This is a genomic window from Fibrobacter sp. UBA4297 (genome assembly GCF_002394865.1).
In the GTDB taxonomy this organism is placed as follows: Bacteria; Fibrobacterota; Fibrobacteria; order Fibrobacterales; family Fibrobacteraceae; genus Fibrobacter.
In genome coordinates this window covers 130,648-150,317 of record NZ_DGUZ01000001.1, presented here as the reverse complement: position 1 = coordinate 150,317, position 19,670 = coordinate 130,648, and the positions used below count along the sequence as shown (strand labels likewise).

Genomic DNA, 19,670 nt, shown 5'->3' with positions numbered 1-19,670 from the left:
CCTTTATTAAGGAATAAATACAAATTTAGTAAACGAATTCCCAACTAATTTGGGTAAAAAAATTTATTAGAATTTCAAATCGACCGGATTGAAATTAAACTTCACGCCCGAGCGGATCCAGGCATCCGAACCGTCTTCGTTTTTGTCGTGAGCAAGATTACGATACACTCGGAAACCACCACCCGCATAGAACTTGAACCAGTCCGTGACATTCCTTTGGTACAGCACGTCAACAAGGAATTGCTTTTCCACAACGCCAGAAAGAGCGTCCTCGGATTTCAAAGCCACATCGTAGTCCGTATAAAGTTCCTTATCGCCTTGGCGGAGCCATGCAAGCGTAAGCGTTGCCGAATGCGCATTCCATTTCCAGTTCATGTCAAACCAAAGGTCGAGTGCATCACCACCCCTGCGGTATCCAATGGGATAATCGACAAAGTAAGCATCGGCGTAATCGCTATCGCCCTGTTCGCGGTAATTGCTGCGGTAATTGCGGCGACCCGTGTATTTCAATAACGGAAGCCGGCTGTTGTTCGCTGCCGGATCTGTTTTCACAACATCCAAGCGCCAAGAAAACTTGCCATAGTTACGCGTTTCAAGCTCGTGATAGTAGCCGACCATGTAATTTATAATAGAGCGGTTTGTGCCCATTTTTTTGTCTTCGCCGACCGGGCTTGCAATATCTTCCATATTAATTTGGCTATAGAACTTTGCACCATTAGAAGTCTTGTAACCAAATTCTACAGAAGTTGCCGCCGATGTGTATCCCGTCGCATAATTATCGTGCCAGTACATAAACGGATTGAACGAACGGAACTCCAAAGACTTGCCACCAATGACACTTTGTTCCACAAGGTAAATCCAGAATTTATTCGTTTCTACACCAAGCCTGTGGAACACCGTGTTCTTTACATTTTCGGTATAAGTGCGGTTGCGCTGGTTACTTACTTGGTAGCCGGGCGATGTACACTTTTGAATGTAAGCTTCGCTCCCTTCCGGCGGGCAGCCCGTCTTATGATTAATCACATCGTTAAAAAGCCACGCATTCAGTGAACTCAGCAAAAAGTCATAACGGAAAATGCCAATGTTTAATTTCCAGTGGATGCCATCGTGGTAAGGCAAACCGCCAAGAAAAATATCGTTCTTGGAAATTTTTAGGTCTTCGGGATTGAACCTGCCAAACTGCACAAAGCCAACAGGATTGTCCCACTTGGCGTAGGCGTTGATCGGCACGTTGATATCAAGCTCGCTCGGCTTGTACGTAAAATTCGTTTTGAGTTCGCTATTGTACCAAGCTTCCAGATCCTTGCGCAAAGGCGCTTCCATCAAAAAATGGAAATTCTTGTAACCAGCACGGAAGCTGAGCGTAAAGAACGGATTGATGCGTTCCTCGTAATTGCGGGCTGTCTCTAGCGGAATGCGGAGGCCACGCCAGTTGCCACCGTAATTTTCGGCCGTATCTACAGCAAAGACGGGATCGGTCGGGCCGCCGTTAAAGCCGAAATTGAAATCGGTCCCAATCTGGAAATAGCCAACCTTTTTCGCAGGCTGTTCAGAACCATTTTCGGCCATGGCAAACGGCACCACAGCCATCAAACAAGCAAACAATAACGCACGAGATAACATAATATAAATGTATTAAAAAGTCTTTTGAACATGGAGATGCCCGCTCAAGGCGGGCATGACAAATCAAGCATGAAGCAGAGCGGACACGCCGTGAGCCACAAGAGCCTCGTATCAACGAGTCATCGAAGGCGACCTTTGACCACTTAGTGCTTTTATACGATACTTGGTGCTTTAGCACCTTAGTAGAGTTATCCTCTTTGGGGAAGCACTTATGTGGGCATGGCCACCTTTAGGTGGGAGCGTAGCGCCGACGGAGCTTTTCTATTGATTCAAAGCGGAGCGGGTACCCGTGAGCCATAAGCGGCACGGCATAAGCGTGCCGTGTTGGCGAGAGTGAGGCGAAGAAGGAACTTGTTCCTTGCAAAAGAGCCGAACGGTGCGCAAGAAGGACCACCCAGGCAGGGAGACCCGGGTGATCCCTTGTGTTGTGGTGGGTGCGCACTCACGCACCCGTGTGTGTGTTATTTCTCGGAGGCGCACTCGAAAACATTCGAACGCACCAGATCGAATTTCGTTTTTTGCTTTGTAGAGCTAATCGTTATTCACGATTAGAACAAGTCATTCATACGCATAAAGGCCGGCAAGTCATAATCGACATTGCGTTCCTTGAGAGCGTCTTCGGAACCACTCTGGTTGCGCATAAAAGCAGGCGTGTCATAGTCAACAGTGTTGGCCTGTTCGGCCTGAGCCGGACGAGATTCCTGCTTGAAAGAGCTTGCATAATTGCCATTGGAAAGCGGGTCAGCGTCTGCGGCACCCGGCATTTCTTCAGATTCGCGAGTCGTCTTGGCTGCCGGAGCTACAGATTCTTCTGCATAGGAAGCCTTGGCGTCAAAATTCGAAGAAGCGAAAGAAGAAACCGGAGCAAACATAGCTGCAGCGGCATTCACAGGCGTTGCGGGGCGAGCGGCGGCGCTAGCGCTAGCATAGGAGTTCTGCGGTGCCGTGTTGTAAGACGGAGCTGCAGTTGCCGGGACATAGCGCTGCGTGACTGCCGGAGCAGCAACTGTCGGCGTGGCAGGCATTGCAGCGGTCGGCATAGCGGAAGCCGGCATTGCTGTCGTAGAACGGCCAGCGAGAGCAAGGAAGTTCGTCGTCGGACGCGGAGTTGCAGCCTGAACCGGAGCAGGAGCGGCCGGAGCCTGATAGCCCTGAGCCTGCTGGTAAGCAGCAGAACCAATGCCACCATAGTTTACAGCAGCAGCGTTGTTCGTGCCCCCGCAACCTGTTGCGATAATGGTAATGCAAACCTTGTCGCCAAGTTCCGGAAGAGTGATGTCGCCGACGATGATGTTCGGGTTGCCCTCTTCACCCACGGCATCGTAAATGTGTTCCATTGCTTCGTTGTGTTCGAGCAAGGAGTAGTTTTCGCCATGAGAAACGTTGACGAGCACGCCAGAAGCGCCCTGGATATCGATATCTTCGAGAAGCGGAGAAGAAAGTGCGGCATCAGCGGCAGCAATGCCACGGCCTTCACCTTCAGCAGAACCCGTACCCATGAGAGCGGAGCCACCCTTGAGCATAACCTTGCGAATATCGGCAAAGTCAACATGCACAAGGCCATGACGGAACATGATGCTGCAGATGCTCTGCACGGCGTTACCGAGGATTTCGTCAGCCATCTTGAAAGCTTCATCCATAGTTGCATTCTTGTTCGTATTCTGGATGAGGTTCATGAGCTTCTTGTTTTCGATAACGATAATCGTATCGGCGGCTTCGCGGAGCGCACGGACACCGTTCTGAGCCAAGGAATTGCGGACGTTACCTTCAAAGCGGAACGGCTTCGTCACGACAGCGACCGTAAGAATGCCAAGTTCACGTGCAACAGTTGCAACGATCGGGGCTGCACCAGTACCGGTACCACCGCCCATGCCTGCGGTAACGAACACGAGGTCCGCACCCATCATGGCCTTCTTCAATTCGTCGATATTTTCTTCGACAGCCTTGCGACCCATTTCCGGGTCCATGCCCGCACCAAGATTTCTCGTGCTCTTTTCACCAATAAGAATCTTGTGGTCGGCGAGACTCTGGTCCAAAGCCATGGCATCGGTATTGACGGCGTAGTATTCCACACCTTCAATATTCATCTGCTTCATGCGGTTCACAGTGTTGCCGCCGGCACCGCCGACGCCGAACACCATCACCTTAGCCTTGCTGGTTGGAGTGTCATCACCTGTGATACGAGACTTAGCCTCGAAGTTGATATTTGGATAGTCACTCATAGTTTATCTCCCTGATTTGAGTGGTTTAACGGTTAAAAGTAAGTCTTGATGAAGTCACGAAGGCGCTGCATACCTTTTTTGACAGTTACGATCAACTGGGTATCCGTATCGCGCTGTTTTCTTTCGTGATGTTTCTTGTTCGCGTAGTACAAGAGGCCAATGCCTGTTGCATAGGACGGATTCTGGAAAGCTTCCTGAATGCCGCTCATGCCTCTCGGCTTGCCGATATGGACAGGCTTCTTGAATACTTTAGCAGCAATTTCTTCAATGCCGGCAAGGTTGCAGCAGCCACCCGTCAAGACGATACCGCCATCAATGACCGTATCAAGGTGGTGCTTTTCCAAGTCCTTTGCCAACAGCTTGAAGATTTCTGCAACACGCGCAGTAATAATCTGAGCCAAAAGCTTACGGGAACAAAGAACATCTCCACGGTCGCCCACACCTGGGACCGGGAATGTTTCGTCTTCAATCAAATTGTTGAGCGAGCAGGTACCATACTTTTTCTTGAGTTCTTCGGCTTTCGAAAGCGAAACCGGAACCTTAAGGCACTTGCTAATATCGCTAGTAATAACGTTACCGGCAATGTCAAGCGAAGCGGTGTAGCGCACAGAATCCTTGACAAAGACTGCGACGTCTGCAGTGCCTGCGCCAATGTCGATTAACGCAACACCGAGTTCACGTTCATCGTCTGACAACACCGCAGATGCAGCGGCGAGCGGTTCGAGCACAAAACCTGCAACATTGAGGCCGGCACGGTTCACGCATTTGGCGACATCCTGGAGAGCGTTCGGGCGTGAGGTAACCACCTGAACTTCAACCCCAAGGCGACGGCCTGTATAACCCTTAGGATTACGGATGCCGCTTCTATCGTCAAGCGTATATTCACCCGGGAAAATATGGATGATTTCGCCCGCCTTATCCGGAAGCGTGCTAGCCTGTCTCTGGACATTCATGATGTCTTCTTCACGGACTTCGTTTGTCGGAAGCGTCACGATGCCCTTGTAGCTAAACGAAGATACGTCCTTACCGGCAATGCCCACATAGACATCGCGTACATCGACTCCCGCCGATGATTCAAGCACATGGACAGCCTTCTGCAAAGTCTCTACGACAGAATCGTATTCGTCTGACGATTCCAGCGGAAAATCTCCGCATTCCACGACTCGGACGGAATTTCCTTCCGAGATGCCGACGAACAAATTCACCTTCGAGGCGCCGATATCGAGCCCGAAAATGTAGTCTTCTTTCTTGACTATTTGCTTATTGTCATCCATTGATACACCTCTTATCAAAGTTTTTTATATACGCAAATCCATGAAATCTCATATCAACCTCGCTAGCACAAAGGAGATCTTTACGGAAACCCTTTCCGATAGCATCGTACAAAGTAAATAGTTCCTTATTCCAGTTTGATTCCGGGAACATCACGCGGAATCCGGCATCCTTGAAGAACACTTCGAAAGCCCTGTCCTTCTCAGACCAGCCCACCTGCGACACGCGATCATAAAGCGGCTTGTCCTCTTTACGCATCGCGTACAGGAACTGGGCAACCTGCTTGACCATCCCGGCAGATTCCGTTTCAAGAATCGGCAGGCGCAGCGCCGTCATCATCGACATCGGAAGCGAAAGCCCTCTTTCGGAGTAGACCGTTCCCTTGCCGTTTTCGAGTACGGACAAGATTGGCGACGCCTCTTGCAACTTGATGAACAAGGACGACGGGAACTTGCTTTCGACCTCGACAGAATGGATAAGCGGAATCTGTAAAAGTGACTTTTTCACAGAATCGGCGTCCAGTTCCGACATGAGCATACCCGTTTCCACCTGGGCGCTCTGCACCACATCTTCCCACGAAAGCATGCGATTGCCTTCAATTTCGATGTACTGCAAGTGCCTGAGTTCAAGCGGATTGATCTGATGCAGATAGAAACGGCTCTGCCACAGCGCGACAGTCGCAATCACAAGAAGCAGAGTCAAGACCCAGCCCTTGCGCTTGAACCAACGAATGCCAGCCCTAGCACGCATCCGTCTCACACGGGCGCGCTTACGACGACGTTTCTGTTCGTTGAGTCCGATCCGTCGACCGAACATGTCCGTTTCTTCTAAACTCAAATATTCTCCAAAATCGTCTGTCCAAGTTTCCAGATGTTACCGGCGCCCATCAGAACAATCACGTCATTCGGCTTGAGCAAATCCTTGCATACAGGAACCAGGTTATTCAATTCACCAATGAAGCGGGCATCGCGATGTCCGCGGTCTGCAGCGCTATTTGCAACCATCGCACCCGTCACGCCTTCAATCGGCTTTTCGCGGGACGGGTAGATGTCAGTCACCAAGAGCACGTCGCAGTTCGAGAACGCACTGCCAAAAGCTTCGTGCTGGTCGCGGGTACGCGTAAACAGGTGCGGCTGAAAAGCGACAATGATGCGCTTGTCCGGGAACGCTTCGCGGAAACCGAGAAGAGTTGCGGTCGCTTCTGTCGGGTGGTGCGCATAGTCATCAAAGACCATGATACCGTTCTTTTCGCCAATGAATTCAAAGCGGCGCTTCACACCTTCGAATGCAGCCACGGCCTTGCGAGCAATTTCAATCGAAATGCCTTCTTCAACAGCGAGAGCGACAGCAGCAGTCGCATTCAACACATTGTGGCGGCCCGGAATCTGGAGTTTGAACTGGCCGAGGCTCTTGCCGTCATTGAGGATTTCGAACTGCGGATAGCCCTTCACGAACGTGAGATTTTCAACGCGGTACTTCGCCTGGCGAGTAAAGCCGTACGTAATCACCGGCTTCTTGAGGTGCGACAAAATCTGCTGCACGTTCGGGTCGTCGAGGCATACAATCACCTGACCGTAGAATGGTATCTTGTTTGCAAACTGCGTAAACGCATCCTTGATGGCATCGATGTTCTCGTAAGTATCGAGATGGTCGGCATCGATGTTCGTAATGATTGCCGAAGACGGCATCATCGAAAGGAAGCTACGGTCAAATTCGTCACTTTCGGCAATAAGGTAGTCGCCGTGGCCCACCTTGGCACCACTGCACTTGCCCTTCACAATGCCACCCACGATAATCGTCGGATCAAGGCCAGCTTCTTCCCAGATGGCGCCAACAATGGACGTCGTCGTAGTCTTGCCATGCGTACCAGCAATAGAAAGCGTGTACTTGAGGCGCATGAGTTCACCGAGCATTTCGGCACGGCGAATCACCGGAATACGGCGGTTGCGCGCTTCGACAAGTTCCGGATTGTCATACGGAATCGCAGAAGAATAAACGACCAAGTCCGCATCTACGACATTCTTTGCTTCGTGCTTCGGGGCAATACGGATGCCAAGGCCTTTCAGGTAATCTATAACTGCACCTTCACCCATATCGGAACCCGTCACCACAAAGCCGTTTTCGTGGAGCACTTCGGCAATACCGGACATACCGGCGCCACCGATACCCACAAAATGAAGGCGACGAACACGTTTACAATCATTAATCTGCATTACGATCTCTCCATATCCAGGATAATTTTTGCAATCTGGTCAGCGGCATCGGGCATGCCAAGCGTCTTGGCCGCTTCGCCCATCTTCTCCAGACGTTCAGAATCGTACAGGAGAGCTTCCACCTTGTTCCAAAGATCATTCGGTTCATCATCAAGTTCCACAAGAGCTGCGCCCGCTTTCTCAACCACGCGTGCATTGTGTTCCTGATGGTTCGCAGTCGCATGCGGGTACGGGAGCAAAATGGACGGCTTTCCAAAAGCGAGGATTTCAGCAAGTCCCGATGCACCAGCGCGGCTAATTATCAAATCGGCGTGCTTCATGTAAGCATAGATGTTATCCAAAAAACCACGGACAGCGACGTTCGGCAAAATGCCGAGGCGCCCGTTAATTGCATCGACATTCTTCACACCCACCTGCCACACGACGCTAATATCTTCGTGGGCGGCAATGCGGCCAATGCTTTCTTCAATCTTGTTGTTGATGCCTGCAGCCCCCTGGGAGCCGCCGACAATAAACACTGCCTTGCGGCCTTCACGGTATTCAATCGGGCGAGCCAAGGAATCCGCTGCAGGCAAGTCACGAATCGGATTGCCAAGAATGCGGGTCTTTTCGATCGGGAACCCCTTCATGGCCTCTTCGGAGGTCACAAAAACAGTCTTTGCATAACGGGCACCGACCTTGTTTGCAATACCGGCAACAGCATTCTGTTCCTGCAAATAAACCGGAATACCCATAGAACCTGCAGCAAGCACAATCGGGAGCGACACATAGCCACCCGTTGCAATCACCACATCCGGAGCCACTTTTTTTACAACGCTCTTAGCACGGATCAAGGACTTTGTCAAGTTGAACGGCAAAGCCAAATTCTTGAGGAACGGTCCACGGTGCAGTGGAACCGCCGAAATGTATTCGTACGGCCAGTTCTTTGCCACAAGGCGTTCTTCCATAGAATCCTTACGGCCTGCAAAAGTAATCTGAGTCACACCCATCTTCTTCAAGCTCTCGGCAATAGCCACTGCCGGGAAAATATGGCCACCCGTGCCACCGCAAACAAAGAGGAACTTTTTCATACAGAACTCCTTCTTGTCCTAAAATTCATAACAGGATTCACGTCAAACGAAACCGGATTGCTCATATAAGGTTCATGAATGCTCCGTCCGCTCGTCGGGCGAGATATATTCAACAAAATTCCAATAAACGCAGATGTCACCATCAAGTTCGTTCCACCAAAACTGATAAACGGAAGCGGCTGACCTGTCGCGGGGATAAGTCTAACGCATACGCAAACATGAATGACAAAATTCATGAAAATCGATGTCGTAAGCGCCACAGCCAAATACCTGCCAAAACGTGTCGTCGAGGCCCTTGCAATGTTATAGCCCTGCGAAAAGAGAATCGCAAAAGCAACCAGCACGAGCAAGGTTCCCAAAAATCCATATTCTTCACCAATCACAGCGTACACCACATCCTTATAAGCCTCGGGCAAATAGCCGAACTTCTGAACGCCAAGGCCTGCACCCGTCCCAAAAATGCCTCCATTTCCAAGCGCTTCAAGAGCATGGTCCACTTGGTACTGCGCACCAGCGCTACTCGTTCCCTCATCCGAGAAAAACGCAAGAATGCGCTTGCGAGTATGCGACGTGCAAAGCATCGCGATGATTCCTGCTGGTATGCTCCCCAAGGCGGCAATGCTCACGTACTTGTAGTTTGCGCCAGAAACAAGGAGAAGCACAAGCAGCAACATGCAGAACATGATGAACATCGAAAAATTCGGCTGGCTAAGCAAAATGACCGCAGATATTCCAAGAGGAATTGCCGGCTGGATAATTGTACACTTGAGCGACTTGATATCATCACCAGCATCCGAAAGCTTAGAGCAAATCCAGATGATAAAGCCAAACTTCAAAATTTCAGACGGCTGGATACCAAAAATCCAACGGCTAGCGCCCTTCGTCGCAACACCCATAATCGTTGCCGCCAACGTGAGGATGGCTCCAAAGCCAAAGATATAGCGGGCCGCCACCTTCCAAAGCGCATAGTCAATCTTGCAGAACGCAGCAAGAATAACAAACGAAGCAAGGACTTTGGAGAGGTGCTTCATGAGGTAATGTTCCGGAGCCAAATTCTTCAAGGACGCCACAGGCGCAGATGCAGAATAGATAACAGCAATGCCAAAGCACATTAATGCTAATGTGACAAAAAGCAAAAGCTTGTTAATTCCGGCTGTCTGTGTTGTCGTTGACATATTGACTGCTAGACCTTACCTTAAACCTTGAATACCGGCACCATGCGGAGGAGTGCGTCCACCACCTGCTCCATGTGCATGCCACGGCTCCCCTTCACCAAGAGGATATCCCCTTCGGCGACAATTTCGCTCAGTTCGTTGATGACTTCCGGGACTGTTTCGAAATACTGCACGTTCTTCATGCCACGGGACTTTGCGCCTTCCACGTACTTCTTCGCTTCCTTGCCAACAGCGAGGAGCATGTCAAAATTCATCTCAGGCACGAGAGCACCAATCTGCTTGTGCAAATTGCCACTTTCCTTGCCAAGTTCGAGCATGTCACCAAGCACAGCAATGCGCTTGCCTTCGACACGCATGTTGCCAAGTGTCTGGAGCGCCATCTTCGTCGAAGACGGGTTTGCGTTGTAGCAATCCGAAATCACCTTGAAGCCGTTTGCCGCCTTGATTTCCATGCGCATGCTCGTAGAGCTAAAGCCTGCCAAGGCCTTCGCGATATCGCCCTTCGGGATGCGGAGAGCTTCGCCAACGGCAATCGCCGCGAGAGCGTCATAAAGGTTATGGTCACCCGGCACGTTCAAAACAAAATGCGTACGGCCAACGTAGAAATCTGCGCAGAGGTTTTCGTTCCACTTGAGCTTTTCGGGCTTCACGACACCACGGCGGACACCGAAAGTCACGACCTTGTAATTCTTGGTCGCCTTTACCTTGCAGAGGCGTTCGTCATCGGCATTCACAATCAGCGTGCCGCCCTTCTTGAGGCCTGCGACAATATTGATCTTTTCATTGAACACGCCGTCCAAATCGCCAAGACGTTCCAAGTGGCTTGCGCCAATGTTCGTAATCACGGCAATATCGGGTTCTGTAGCCAAGGAAAGCGGGCGGATTTCGTCCGGACCGCTTGTTCCCATTTCGACAACAGCGGCTTCGTGGCTGTGCTTCAGCTGGAACAGCGTCATCGGGACACCGATATGGTTGTTGAAGTTCCCCTTTGTCGCGTGGGTGTTGTACTTCATCGAAAGCACAGCCTTCGTCATTTCCTTTGTAGTGGTCTTGCCGTTACTACCTGTAATGGCGACCTTCTTCAACTTGAAAAGTCTTTGATAGCCCTTGGCAAGCTTCAAGAGAGCCTTCGTCGTATCATCGACCGGAGCGTACATCTTGAAATTCGGATCGATAGCGGTTTGGTTTACTACGCTCATCAGAGCTCCATCCTTTTCCATTTGAGGTACAAACTGGTGGGCGTCAAAACGGACACCCTTAATCGGCCAAAAGACAACGCCCTTGGCACTTTCACGAGAATCCATGCAGAGATTCACCTTGCGTTTCAAGGTGCGGGCCGGAACGCCGACAGCTTCGGTTTCCAGAATCTCGAGCATTTCTCCAATAGTCAAATCAAGCTTCAGCATCAGTCATCGCCTTCACCGCGATTTCGCGATCGTCAAAATGGTGTTTGGTCTTACCAATAATCTGGTAATCCTCATGGCCCTTCCCTGCAATCACAAGCCAGTCGCCGCTCTTGAGTTCTGCACAAGCGCGCTTGATGGCTTCTTCGCGGTTTTCGACCACTTCAAACTTGTCCGTCGTCATGCCGGCGCGAACGTCAGCGATAATGTCCGCAGGCTTTTCGGTACGCGGATTATCCGAGGTGAGCCAAGCCTTGTCCGCAATGCGTTCGGCAATGCCACCCATAATCGGGCGCTTCGTCTTGTCGCGGTCACCACCGCAACCAAATACGGTCGAAAGCTTGCCGCGACAAAGGCTACGGGCCACATTCAGCACGCGTTCAAGAGCATCCGGCGTGTGGGCATAGTCCACAATCACGTGCTTACCGTCCTTGCTCCAGACCTTTTCAAAACGGCCCGGAACGCGCACAGTCGCAATCGCCTTGCGCATGGCATCTTCAGGCACACAGAGAGCGTGAGCCCAGGCAAGCACCAGGAGCAAGTTGTCCACGTTAAAGTCGCCACAGAGCGGAGTTTCAAACTTTTCGTTCGCAATCATCGGGAGCGTGAATTCAAGGCCATCTTCCGTGCTCTTGATTTCACCAGCCGGCTTCACATCTGCCTTTGCCTTACCAAGCCTCGAGACCGCAACCTTGCGACAATCGAGAGAATTAAAAAGCTTTTCGCCGTGAGCATCGTCAATGTTGATGACGGCCACGCCATTTTCGGCGAGGTACTTTGTAAAGAGCAACTTCTTTGCTTCGAAGTAGGCATCCATCGTCTTGTGGTAATCGAGATGGTCCTGCGTCAAGTTGCTAAAGAGTCCGCTTCTGAATTTAATGCCAGCCACACGGCCCTGGTGGAGCGAGTGCGAAGACGCTTCCATCACAAGGTCGGTGCAACCCGCAGCAACAGCGCGGGACGCAAAGTCGTAAAGATCCAAAAGCCCAGGCGTCGTAAGCGATGCCGGCACAGACTTGTCACCAATCTTGTTCTTGATAGTGCCAAGCAAAGCAGTCTTGTGGCCAGCCGCCTCAAGCATCGCATTCATGAGGAACGCACTTGTCGTCTTGCCGTTCGTACCCGTAATGGCATGGCAAGTGAGCTTGCTGAACGGATCCTTGTAGAAAATCTTAGCCGCTTCGAGACGCGCCGCCTTCACATCGGGCACCTGGATCCACTTCGACGTCAGGCCTTCGGGAGCCATCGTCTCGCCCACAACCGCAACGGCACCAGCCACAATAGCGCTACGGGCAAAGGCTTCAAAACCTTCCGTAGGAACGGAGAAGAACAAATTCCCCGGTTTCACACGGCGGGAATCATCGCAAAGCCCCGTCACGGACAACTTTTCCATCAGTCCTTCCGAAATCATCAGCTTTTCTCCTTTAAGGTCAGCTTGCAAATCATGCCCTTCTGCAAAGTCTCTTCGGCTTTGGGCTCCTGAGCTACAACACGTCCCTTTCCTGTATATTCAACATTCATGCGGATATTCCCCATCACCTCAAGAGCATCCCTCAATGAGAGTCCCTGCAAGTTGGGCATCCTGCTTGCCACGGCATCGCCGAGCATAAGCACCTTTCCATTCACGAGACCGGCATCGACACGCTCCGAAATCACACGGAGGCCCTTGCCTTCAAAACGCACCACGCACTGGTGCTTACGAGCGTAATCCTTCGCGGCACTCACCGGCATACCGGCAAAATCCTTGTCGCATGCAGACCCGAGTTTCACCTGCTTTAAGTTGTGCGCAATCGGAGAGAGCGACGGGTGGTAATAAATTCCTTCCATGATGCGGCGGAAAATAGGCCCAGCAGTAAGGCCACCTACATGCTTCCCTTGCGGATCGTCCACAAGCACCAAGCACACATAACGAGTCTCTTCGGCCGGAGCAAGCCCGATGAAAGATGCCACCTGGGAATTGCGGTCATAAGAACGGGTCAAGTGGTTGTACTTTTCAGCCGTACCCGTCTTGCCGCCAAACAGAACGTCAGTAAGCTTCTGCGAAGCGACGCGCTTTGCCGTACCGCTATTCACCACGCGATAAAGCATCTTGCGAATCGTCGCAGCCGTCTTTTCAGACACAACCCTGCGGAGTTCTTCCGGTTCGACCTTCCGGATGACCTCGTTATTGGAATTGCGCCATTCCTTCACAATCTGCGGACGCATCAGTTTTCCGCCATTTGCAATAGCCGCATACGCCATCACCATCTGGATTGGCGTCGTCGAGACGGCATGTCCAAAGCCCATCGTCTTTAGCGTTCTATCATCGCGAGTGAGTTCCGTCGGCTTCAAAAGCCTTCCGTTTTCTTCGCCAACATAATTGTCAAACGCCTTCTCGCCAATGCCGAACGCACGCGCCATCTTATGCATACGGACAGCGCCCACTTCAGAGGCAATCTTTGCAAACACGATATTCGAAGACTGCACCATGGCTTCGCTCATGTCCATATCGCCATAGACGTGGGTATCGCATATCTTTTCAGAGCGCGGGTTCCACTGCCAGCAACGGCCTTCGTTTGCAAAAACCTTTTGCGGACTGACCACGTTATTTTCAAGGGCTGCAGCAGCAGTAATGACCTTGAACGTAGAACCCGGCTCGTACGACATCGAAATGATTTCGTTCTTTGCCGCGCGGTCAATCCCCTGATTCTTGGAATTCGGATCAAACGTCGGGTAGCTCGCCATCGCAAGGATTTCGCCTGTATACGGATCCACCACCACAGCACTTGCACTCTTTGCGGCAAATTCGGCAACGCCATCCTTCAAGGCCTTTTCGACAATTTCCTGCATATCGCGGTCAATCGTCAGCACAAGATTCAAGCCAGACCTAGCTTCGACAACGTTCTTCGAGCGCGAATAAACTTCGCTCTTGTTCTCTTTCTGGATGCTCAGGCGAATACCTTCATCACCGCGGAGGCTATCGTTGTAAATCTTTTCCATGCCAAGGTTACCGCTACCGCTATGGTCAACCTTGCCCACAATCTGGGATGCAAGGGAACCCTGCAAAAAGAGGCGGCTATAGCCCAGAAACGCATTTGTATCGCGCATGCTTTCAGCAAACACGACGCCATTCCTATCCATAATGGAGCCACGTTCGGCATGCAAGTTCTTTGTATGCGTCACCATGGAACGGGTCTTCATCTGGTAAACATTACGGTTCAAGACCTGGATGTCAAACGTCTGCAGCACAAGCACGAAAATCGTGCAAAGTACGAGACTCTTCAAGATAAACAGAGGATCAGCACCGAATTTATTCATGCGATTCCCCCATTATCATGACTTTTACAGGAACAGAATTCAAGCCAAGATTCGTCTGTTCCGCAAACTTTGCAAGGTGGTTCAAGGACATGAGCTTGTTGATTTCGTAATCCTTCAAAAGGATTTCACGATTCAGAAGTTCAGCCTTCTTCTTCAGACCAAAATAACTACCGTAAAGATGATCAACGCTATTCTGCATATACACAGGGCACATGCTCGCAATAGTAATCATGAGGACTAAAAGGAATACCAATCCCATGACACCCTGCTTTTCGGACCCTATGGTTTCATTCTGCACATTATCAGTCATACTCTTTCATAGACCCTTAATTTTGCAGAACGAGCCCGGCTGTTCCTGTTGATTTCTTCGGCCGAGGGCAAAATCGGCTTACGGTTCACTTTCTTTAAGCGCTGGTGGTTGCCACCGCACATGCAAACCGGCAAGTTTTCCGGGCAAATGCATGCTTTTTCAAATTCTGCCGCCGTTTCCTTGACGCAGCGGTCTTCCACGGAATGGTAGCTCATCACCACGAGGCGACCACCCACCTTAAGGCAATCAACAGCAGCGCGGAGACTATCTTCAATCTGCTTGAGTTCGCCGTTCACTTCCATGCGTACAGCCTGGAACACGCGGGCGAGCAAACTATTGGCGTCACGGCGCTTGTCCGGGAACACAGCTTCGACAACGGCCTTGATATCGCTCGGGAGCACGTCGCGACCTTCGGCAGTAATTTCTTTAACCTTTTCCTTGATACGCGTAGCGAGCTTGAACGCACGATCCATATCGGCATTCTTGCGCAGCGCCGCGGCAAAATCGTCTTCGCTTACGTTGCGGAGCCATTCCTGAGCAGACACGTTTTCGCGGCGGTCCATGCGGAGGTCGAGCGGATTATCGCCTACAAACGTAAAGCCACGGCTAGAGTCATCTACCTGGTGGCTGCTGATGCCGAGGTCGTAAAGGATACCGTCGAGTGAATTCGGTTCAATCTCGTTACCAAGTTCAGCAAACGGAACTGGATGGACTATAAACTTGGGGAGAACACCAGCAAGGCGCTTCGTCGCAAACTGGACCGCTTCGTCATCGCGATCAAAAGCATGGAGCACGCCGTTTTCATTGAGTTTCTGGGCAATGGCGTAAGAATGGCCGCCACCACCGAGGGTGCAGTCCGCATACGTTCCATCGGCCTTGATGTTCAAACCTTCAAGGCATTCCTGGAGCATTACCGGATCGTGATAGAATTCTCTCCCTTGAACCCCTGCGACCGCGGCTTCGGAAATTTCATTTACATGTACTGACTTGCGGAGGTTCTTATCTGCCATTAGCCCCCTCCGTCAAACCTTCACCATAGAACGCGGCATCGAAGGCATCGATTGCTTCACTTGTCTGCAATCCATACTTTTCGTTGAATCGTTCAGGATTCCATAATTCGAGAGTCTTACCGCTGGCCTGGACGTAAAGAACTTCGTCTTTAAGGCCGGCATATTCCAATAAAATCTTCGGAAGTAAAATGCGGTTCTGGCCATCCATCTCCACAACCGTGGGGCAGAGGCCTCTCCGAACTAGGTCGGTTTGACGGCGGTCGGACCTAGCATCCAAGTCCGCCATGAATTTCTCATACTCGGATAGGACATACAACCGGAGGGTGCGGTCCGGGCCACGGGTGACCACGAACTCATTCCCTTCGGACGCCGAAAGCTGACGACGGAATTCCCTAGGGAAGGAGGTCCTTCCCTTTCCATCGATCGCCGTCTGGGCTTGTCCTATGAAAGAAGTGAAATCCATATTTGACACATTTTACCACAACACTTAACACACGTGACAAATATACCCACTTTCTACCACCATGGCAATAGAAAACAGAGGTCGAACTTAAAAAAAGCATACTTTTCGGCTTTGTTAAGAAAATTTTACATAAATTTTCGTTCCTCCCAGCAATTTTCAGCCGACACATGGTAATATTTGCGTAAGATTTTTGTTACAAGCAATATTAGTTGGCAGAACTGAGTCCGCTACGCTCTTAGAACTTAGACAACGCATCCCAGAGACAGCGGAGCAACCATCTTAAACTCTTATTCTATATTCTAAGCTCTAAGTTCTACCAACTGCCAACTAACTCCTATGCTTCTCCGCATTCCCGCTTTTTACGATTCGTTCCATTGTACCGCCGACAAATGCACCGACACCTGCTGCGTCGGCTGGGAAATCGACATCGACGAAGTTAGCGCCAAGCGCTACGCCAAAGTCCAGGGAGAATTTGGCAAAAAGCTCCGGCAGAACATCGAAGACAACCATTTCAAACTGCGCCCTGGCGACCGTTGCCCGTTTTTAAGGCAAGACGGACTTTGCGACATAATTTGCCATCTCGGGGAATCTAGCTTGTGCGACATTTGCCGCGAGCACCCGCGATTTGTGGAAGTCTACGGCGACATCATGGAAAAAGGCGTGGGTCTCTGCTGCGAAGAAGCCGTACGATTGCTGCTCGAATGCAAAGGCACAGCCACCTCGCCCATTACGTTTGTCGAGCGCGAAATCAACGAATTTCCAGACGACATTCCCGAAGACGCCATCGAAGCCCGCAACGCCATCTTTGAAGAGCGAAATCATTTATTTGCAATCCTCGCCGACCACGGCAAGCCACTGAACAAACGCCTAGCCGAACTGCTAGATTACGCCATCGAAACAAGCGGCCTCGATATTGCAGAACAAGGCGATAAGCACCGCAGCAACATCATAGATAACGAAATTTCGAACAACATCCACCAGTCGTGGATCAATATTCTCGGCAAAGGCGAAAGCTACGGCCCCACCTGGGACTCCGCCTACAAGCAACTAAAAGAAAATGGTCGGCAAATCACAAAAGACGCAAGCCAAGACTTACGCAATCCACTTTTCTCAGATAGCGATGGCGAAAAAATCATCGCCTACTTGCTATTCCGTTACTACGAAAAAAGCTTGTTCGACGGAAACTCTCTCACCAAGGTCGAGTTTGCGATTTACTTCTGGATTATGCTTCAAAAGCTCGGACAAGTTTTCGCAAGCGCCACAAATCCGCAAGCAAAAATTGACGCTGTAAAATTGCTGAGCAAGCAAACCGAATATTCCGAAGAAATCATGGCGATTTTTGAGCAGGAATTCATGGAAAACCCTTCATTTTCGCCCACAAATTTCAAGAGAATCTTAGCCGAATAACATGAACGCGCGCGAACCGAACGCGCGCAAACCATCATTTTTTACATTATTTTTGCTTTTTTTTGACGAAAATCACAATTAACCCCCTTATTTTTTGGTATTTTACAATTGTTTAAAAAGATCCTCTAGATCAGCGAAAAACGTTTTTAGGAGTATGTGTATGCTTAGTCGCATTTTCAGTTTGGTAGCTCTTGTAGCCGTCATGGGTTTTGCGCAGTTCGCACCGGAGCCGCAAGTCGCCGATGTTAAGTTAATGATGGATCCCAAGACTGAAAAGCCCATGATCATGGACTTTTCTACGCACCTTTCGGGCATCAGCGATCCGGGCATTTTATTCGCGCAATTCAGCAACCGCCCGTTGCTCATCTACTATTTCAGCCCCAAGTGCCCACACTGCCAAAAGCACTTCCCCGAAATCCAGAACCTCATCAAGGAATATGAATCCAAGGGACTCACAGGCATTGCAATCGGCTTGAACGGCGGCATCAAGAAGAACGACATCCGCCTGTTCATCGACCAGTACCACGCGGTCATTCCGGTGTTCCAGGACACGGATAGCAAGTTTGGGCCGGCTTACGGCACGGGCTATATCCCGGTGGTCTACCTCGTGCAGAAGGACGGCACGTTCTACCGCTACGAGACGCTCAACGAAGCGAACATGAACCACTTGCGCGCAACGCTCAACAAGATTCTGAAAAAGTAATAAGACTTGTCATTCCCCTAACGGGGAATCTCCATTTTTAGACAGCCCCGGCCTCTGTGCCGGGGTCTGTTGTTTTATAGACCGTCGGCGGGGCGAACTTGGGTTCTCCTCAACACCAAAAACATGAAAGGTTCGCACGCCTACGGCGCACGAACCTTTCATACCGTCGGCGGGAGTCGAACCCACGACCCGTTGCTTAGAAGGCAACTGCTCTATCCAACTGAGCTACGACGGCGAGACCTTTTTCAAGGTGGGTCATAATATAGCAAATATTTTGTTTTTTCGTCAATTTCAGCGCACGACTCGCGACATTTTACATAGCAGTCAATCATCCACTTCTCCAAAAAATTACGCTCTCCCTATTGCCATCATCGGGAATTTTATCTACATTTATGCATGAATTTAAATATTTGCATAAACCTATAGCGCAACGCAAGGCTTTGCCTCACAATTAAACACCACAAGGCCAACCGATGCACGGAGATACAATGAAGATTATCGACATCCTGAAGCAAGACAAGATGAGCCTCTCCTTCGAGGTGTTCCCGCCCAAAAAAGAAACGAGTTTTGAAAACGTTAAAGCAGCCACCGAGGCAATTGCAGCCCTCAAGCCGGCGTTCATGAGCGTCACATACGGCGCAGGCGGCGGCGTAAGCCAGTACACGCTCGAAATTGCGAAGAATCTCAAGTACAATTTCAACATTCCGATGCTCGCCCACCTCACCTGCATTTCGAGCACCAAGGAAACCATCCACCAGCGCATCGAAGACATGAAGGCCGCCGGCATCAAGAACGTGATGGCCCTCCGTGGCGACCTCACGCCGGAACTCATTGCAAACGGTCGCGGTGATTGCGACTACCACCATGCTGTGGAACTCATCCGCGAACTCAAAGCCGCTGATGCCGATTTTTGCATTGGCGCCGCATGCTACCCGGAAAAACACCCGGAAAGTCCAAACCAAGCCGAAGATATCAAGCACCTCAAGGAAAAGGTCGAAGCAGGCGCAGACTTCCTCACAACGCAGATGGTCTTCGACAACAACCTTTTCTTCAGCTTCCTTTACAAGCTCCGCGATGCAGGCGTGAACTGCCCGGTGCTCCCCGGCATCATGCCCATCACGAACGCAAACCAGGTCGAACGCGCCATTAAGCTATCGGGCTCCTTCATGCCGCAGCGTTTCAAGTCGCTTGTGGACAAGTTCGGTAGCGATCCGGAAGCCATGAAGCAAGCCGGCATCATCTACGCCAGCGACCAGATTATCGACCTCTACGCGAACGGCATCACAAACGTACATGTTTACTCCATGAACAAGCCGGACGTCGCCGAGGGAATCCTCAAGAACGTCTCTGCAATTCTCGGCAAGAACTTCGCCGGGTAAACAGCGCCGACGCTTCGGCAGGCTCAGCGACCTTTCCGATTGATGAGTCCAGCGACCTTGGCTGGAGCAAGGATTACAAGCAAAAAGACCTGGCTCACGGCCAGGTCTTTTCACATTTTCAAG

The 19,670-nt window shown here is 50.8% G+C and carries 16 protein-coding genes and 1 tRNA gene; 3 read left to right on the top strand and 14 right to left on the bottom strand.

Annotation, left to right across the window (positions count from 1 at the left end; all coding sequences use genetic code 11):
• Nucleotides 1-66: 66 nt before the first annotated feature.
• From B3A20_RS00640 to B3A20_RS00580, 13 genes are all read right to left on the bottom strand, one after another.
• Nucleotides 67-1,605, bottom strand: a complete 1,539-nt coding sequence (locus B3A20_RS00640; RefSeq protein ID WP_290760748.1) for a hypothetical protein — start codon at nucleotides 1,603-1,605, stop codon at nucleotides 67-69.
• A gap of 566 nt (nucleotides 1,606-2,171) precedes the next feature.
• Complete coding sequence (ftsZ, locus tag B3A20_RS00635) at nucleotides 2,172-3,845, bottom strand: cell division protein FtsZ (RefSeq protein WP_290760746.1); 1,674 nt, start codon at nucleotides 3,843-3,845, stop codon at nucleotides 2,172-2,174.
• Nucleotides 3,846-3,877: 32 nt separating this feature from the next.
• Complete coding sequence (gene ftsA, locus B3A20_RS00630; RefSeq protein WP_290760745.1) at nucleotides 3,878-5,119, bottom strand: cell division protein FtsA; 1,242 nt, start codon at nucleotides 5,117-5,119, stop codon at nucleotides 3,878-3,880.
• Nucleotides 5,112-5,954, bottom strand: coding sequence for a cell division protein FtsQ/DivIB (locus B3A20_RS00625; protein ID WP_290760744.1), 843 nt, complete (start codon nucleotides 5,952-5,954; stop codon nucleotides 5,112-5,114). Before B3A20_RS00625 ends, ftsA begins: the two co-directional genes overlap by 8 nt.
• Nucleotides 5,951-7,330, bottom strand: coding sequence for a UDP-N-acetylmuramate--L-alanine ligase (gene murC, locus B3A20_RS00620; RefSeq protein ID WP_290760742.1), 1,380 nt, complete (start codon nucleotides 7,328-7,330; stop codon nucleotides 5,951-5,953). Before murC ends, B3A20_RS00625 begins: the two co-directional genes overlap by 4 nt.
• Nucleotides 7,330-8,400, bottom strand: coding sequence for an undecaprenyldiphospho-muramoylpentapeptide beta-N-acetylglucosaminyltransferase (gene murG, locus B3A20_RS00615; RefSeq protein ID WP_290760740.1), 1,071 nt, complete (start codon nucleotides 8,398-8,400; stop codon nucleotides 7,330-7,332). The genes murC and murG overlap by 1 nt, the downstream gene beginning before the upstream one ends.
• Nucleotides 8,397-9,575 (bottom strand): peptidoglycan glycosyltransferase FtsW, encoded by a 1,179-nt coding sequence (locus B3A20_RS00610; protein WP_290760739.1) that lies wholly within the window; start codon nucleotides 9,573-9,575, stop codon nucleotides 8,397-8,399. Before B3A20_RS00610 ends, murG begins: the two co-directional genes overlap by 4 nt.
• A 20-nt stretch (nucleotides 9,576-9,595) precedes the next feature.
• Entirely contained in the window at nucleotides 9,596-10,981 is a 1,386-nt protein-coding gene (locus B3A20_RS00605; protein ID WP_290760738.1) for a UDP-N-acetylmuramoyl-tripeptide--D-alanyl-D-alanine ligase, read from the bottom strand.
• Nucleotides 10,968-12,389, bottom strand: a complete 1,422-nt coding sequence (locus tag B3A20_RS00600; RefSeq protein ID WP_290760736.1) for a UDP-N-acetylmuramoyl-L-alanyl-D-glutamate--2,6-diaminopimelate ligase — start codon at nucleotides 12,387-12,389, stop codon at nucleotides 10,968-10,970. The genes B3A20_RS00605 and B3A20_RS00600 overlap by 14 nt, the downstream gene beginning before the upstream one ends.
• Nucleotides 12,389-14,275, bottom strand: coding sequence for a penicillin-binding protein (locus B3A20_RS00595; protein WP_290760733.1), 1,887 nt, complete (start codon nucleotides 14,273-14,275; stop codon nucleotides 12,389-12,391). The genes B3A20_RS00600 and B3A20_RS00595 overlap by 1 nt, the downstream gene beginning before the upstream one ends.
• Complete coding sequence (locus tag B3A20_RS00590; protein WP_290760731.1) at nucleotides 14,268-14,585, bottom strand: hypothetical protein; 318 nt, start codon at nucleotides 14,583-14,585, stop codon at nucleotides 14,268-14,270. Before B3A20_RS00590 ends, B3A20_RS00595 begins: the two co-directional genes overlap by 8 nt.
• Nucleotides 14,582-15,595 carry a 16S rRNA (cytosine(1402)-N(4))-methyltransferase RsmH gene (gene rsmH / locus B3A20_RS00585; RefSeq protein WP_290760728.1) on the bottom strand — a complete coding sequence of 338 codons (1,014 nt, stop codon included), beginning with the start codon at nucleotides 15,593-15,595 and terminating at the stop codon, nucleotides 14,582-14,584. Before rsmH ends, B3A20_RS00590 begins: the two co-directional genes overlap by 4 nt.
• Entirely contained in the window at nucleotides 15,585-16,058 is a 474-nt protein-coding gene (locus tag B3A20_RS00580; protein WP_290760726.1) for a division/cell wall cluster transcriptional repressor MraZ, read from the bottom strand. The genes rsmH and B3A20_RS00580 overlap by 11 nt, the downstream gene beginning before the upstream one ends.
• A 336-nt stretch (nucleotides 16,059-16,394) precedes the next feature.
• Here B3A20_RS00580 and fliB point away from each other — a divergent pair, with 336 nt between their 5' ends.
• Entirely contained in the window at nucleotides 16,395-17,465 is a 1,071-nt protein-coding gene (gene fliB, locus B3A20_RS00575) for a flagellin lysine-N-methylase (protein WP_290760724.1), read from the top strand.
• A gap of 160 nt (nucleotides 17,466-17,625) precedes the next feature.
• Nucleotides 17,626-18,168: a TlpA disulfide reductase family protein gene (locus tag B3A20_RS00570; protein ID WP_290760723.1), complete on the top strand. Its 543-nt coding sequence runs from the start codon at nucleotides 17,626-17,628 to the stop codon at nucleotides 18,166-18,168.
• Between the two features lie 161 nt (nucleotides 18,169-18,329).
• On the opposite strand, the gene B3A20_RS00565 is transcribed toward B3A20_RS00570, so the two are convergent.
• Nucleotides 18,330-18,403: transfer RNA gene (locus B3A20_RS00565), tRNA-Arg, on the bottom strand.
• Nucleotides 18,404-18,656: 253 nt separating this feature from the next.
• Between B3A20_RS00565 and metF the strand changes: the two genes are divergently transcribed.
• Nucleotides 18,657-19,547 (top strand): methylenetetrahydrofolate reductase [NAD(P)H], encoded by an 891-nt coding sequence (metF, locus tag B3A20_RS00560; protein ID WP_290760721.1) that lies wholly within the window; start codon nucleotides 18,657-18,659, stop codon nucleotides 19,545-19,547.
• Nucleotides 19,548-19,670 lie beyond the last annotated feature (123 nt).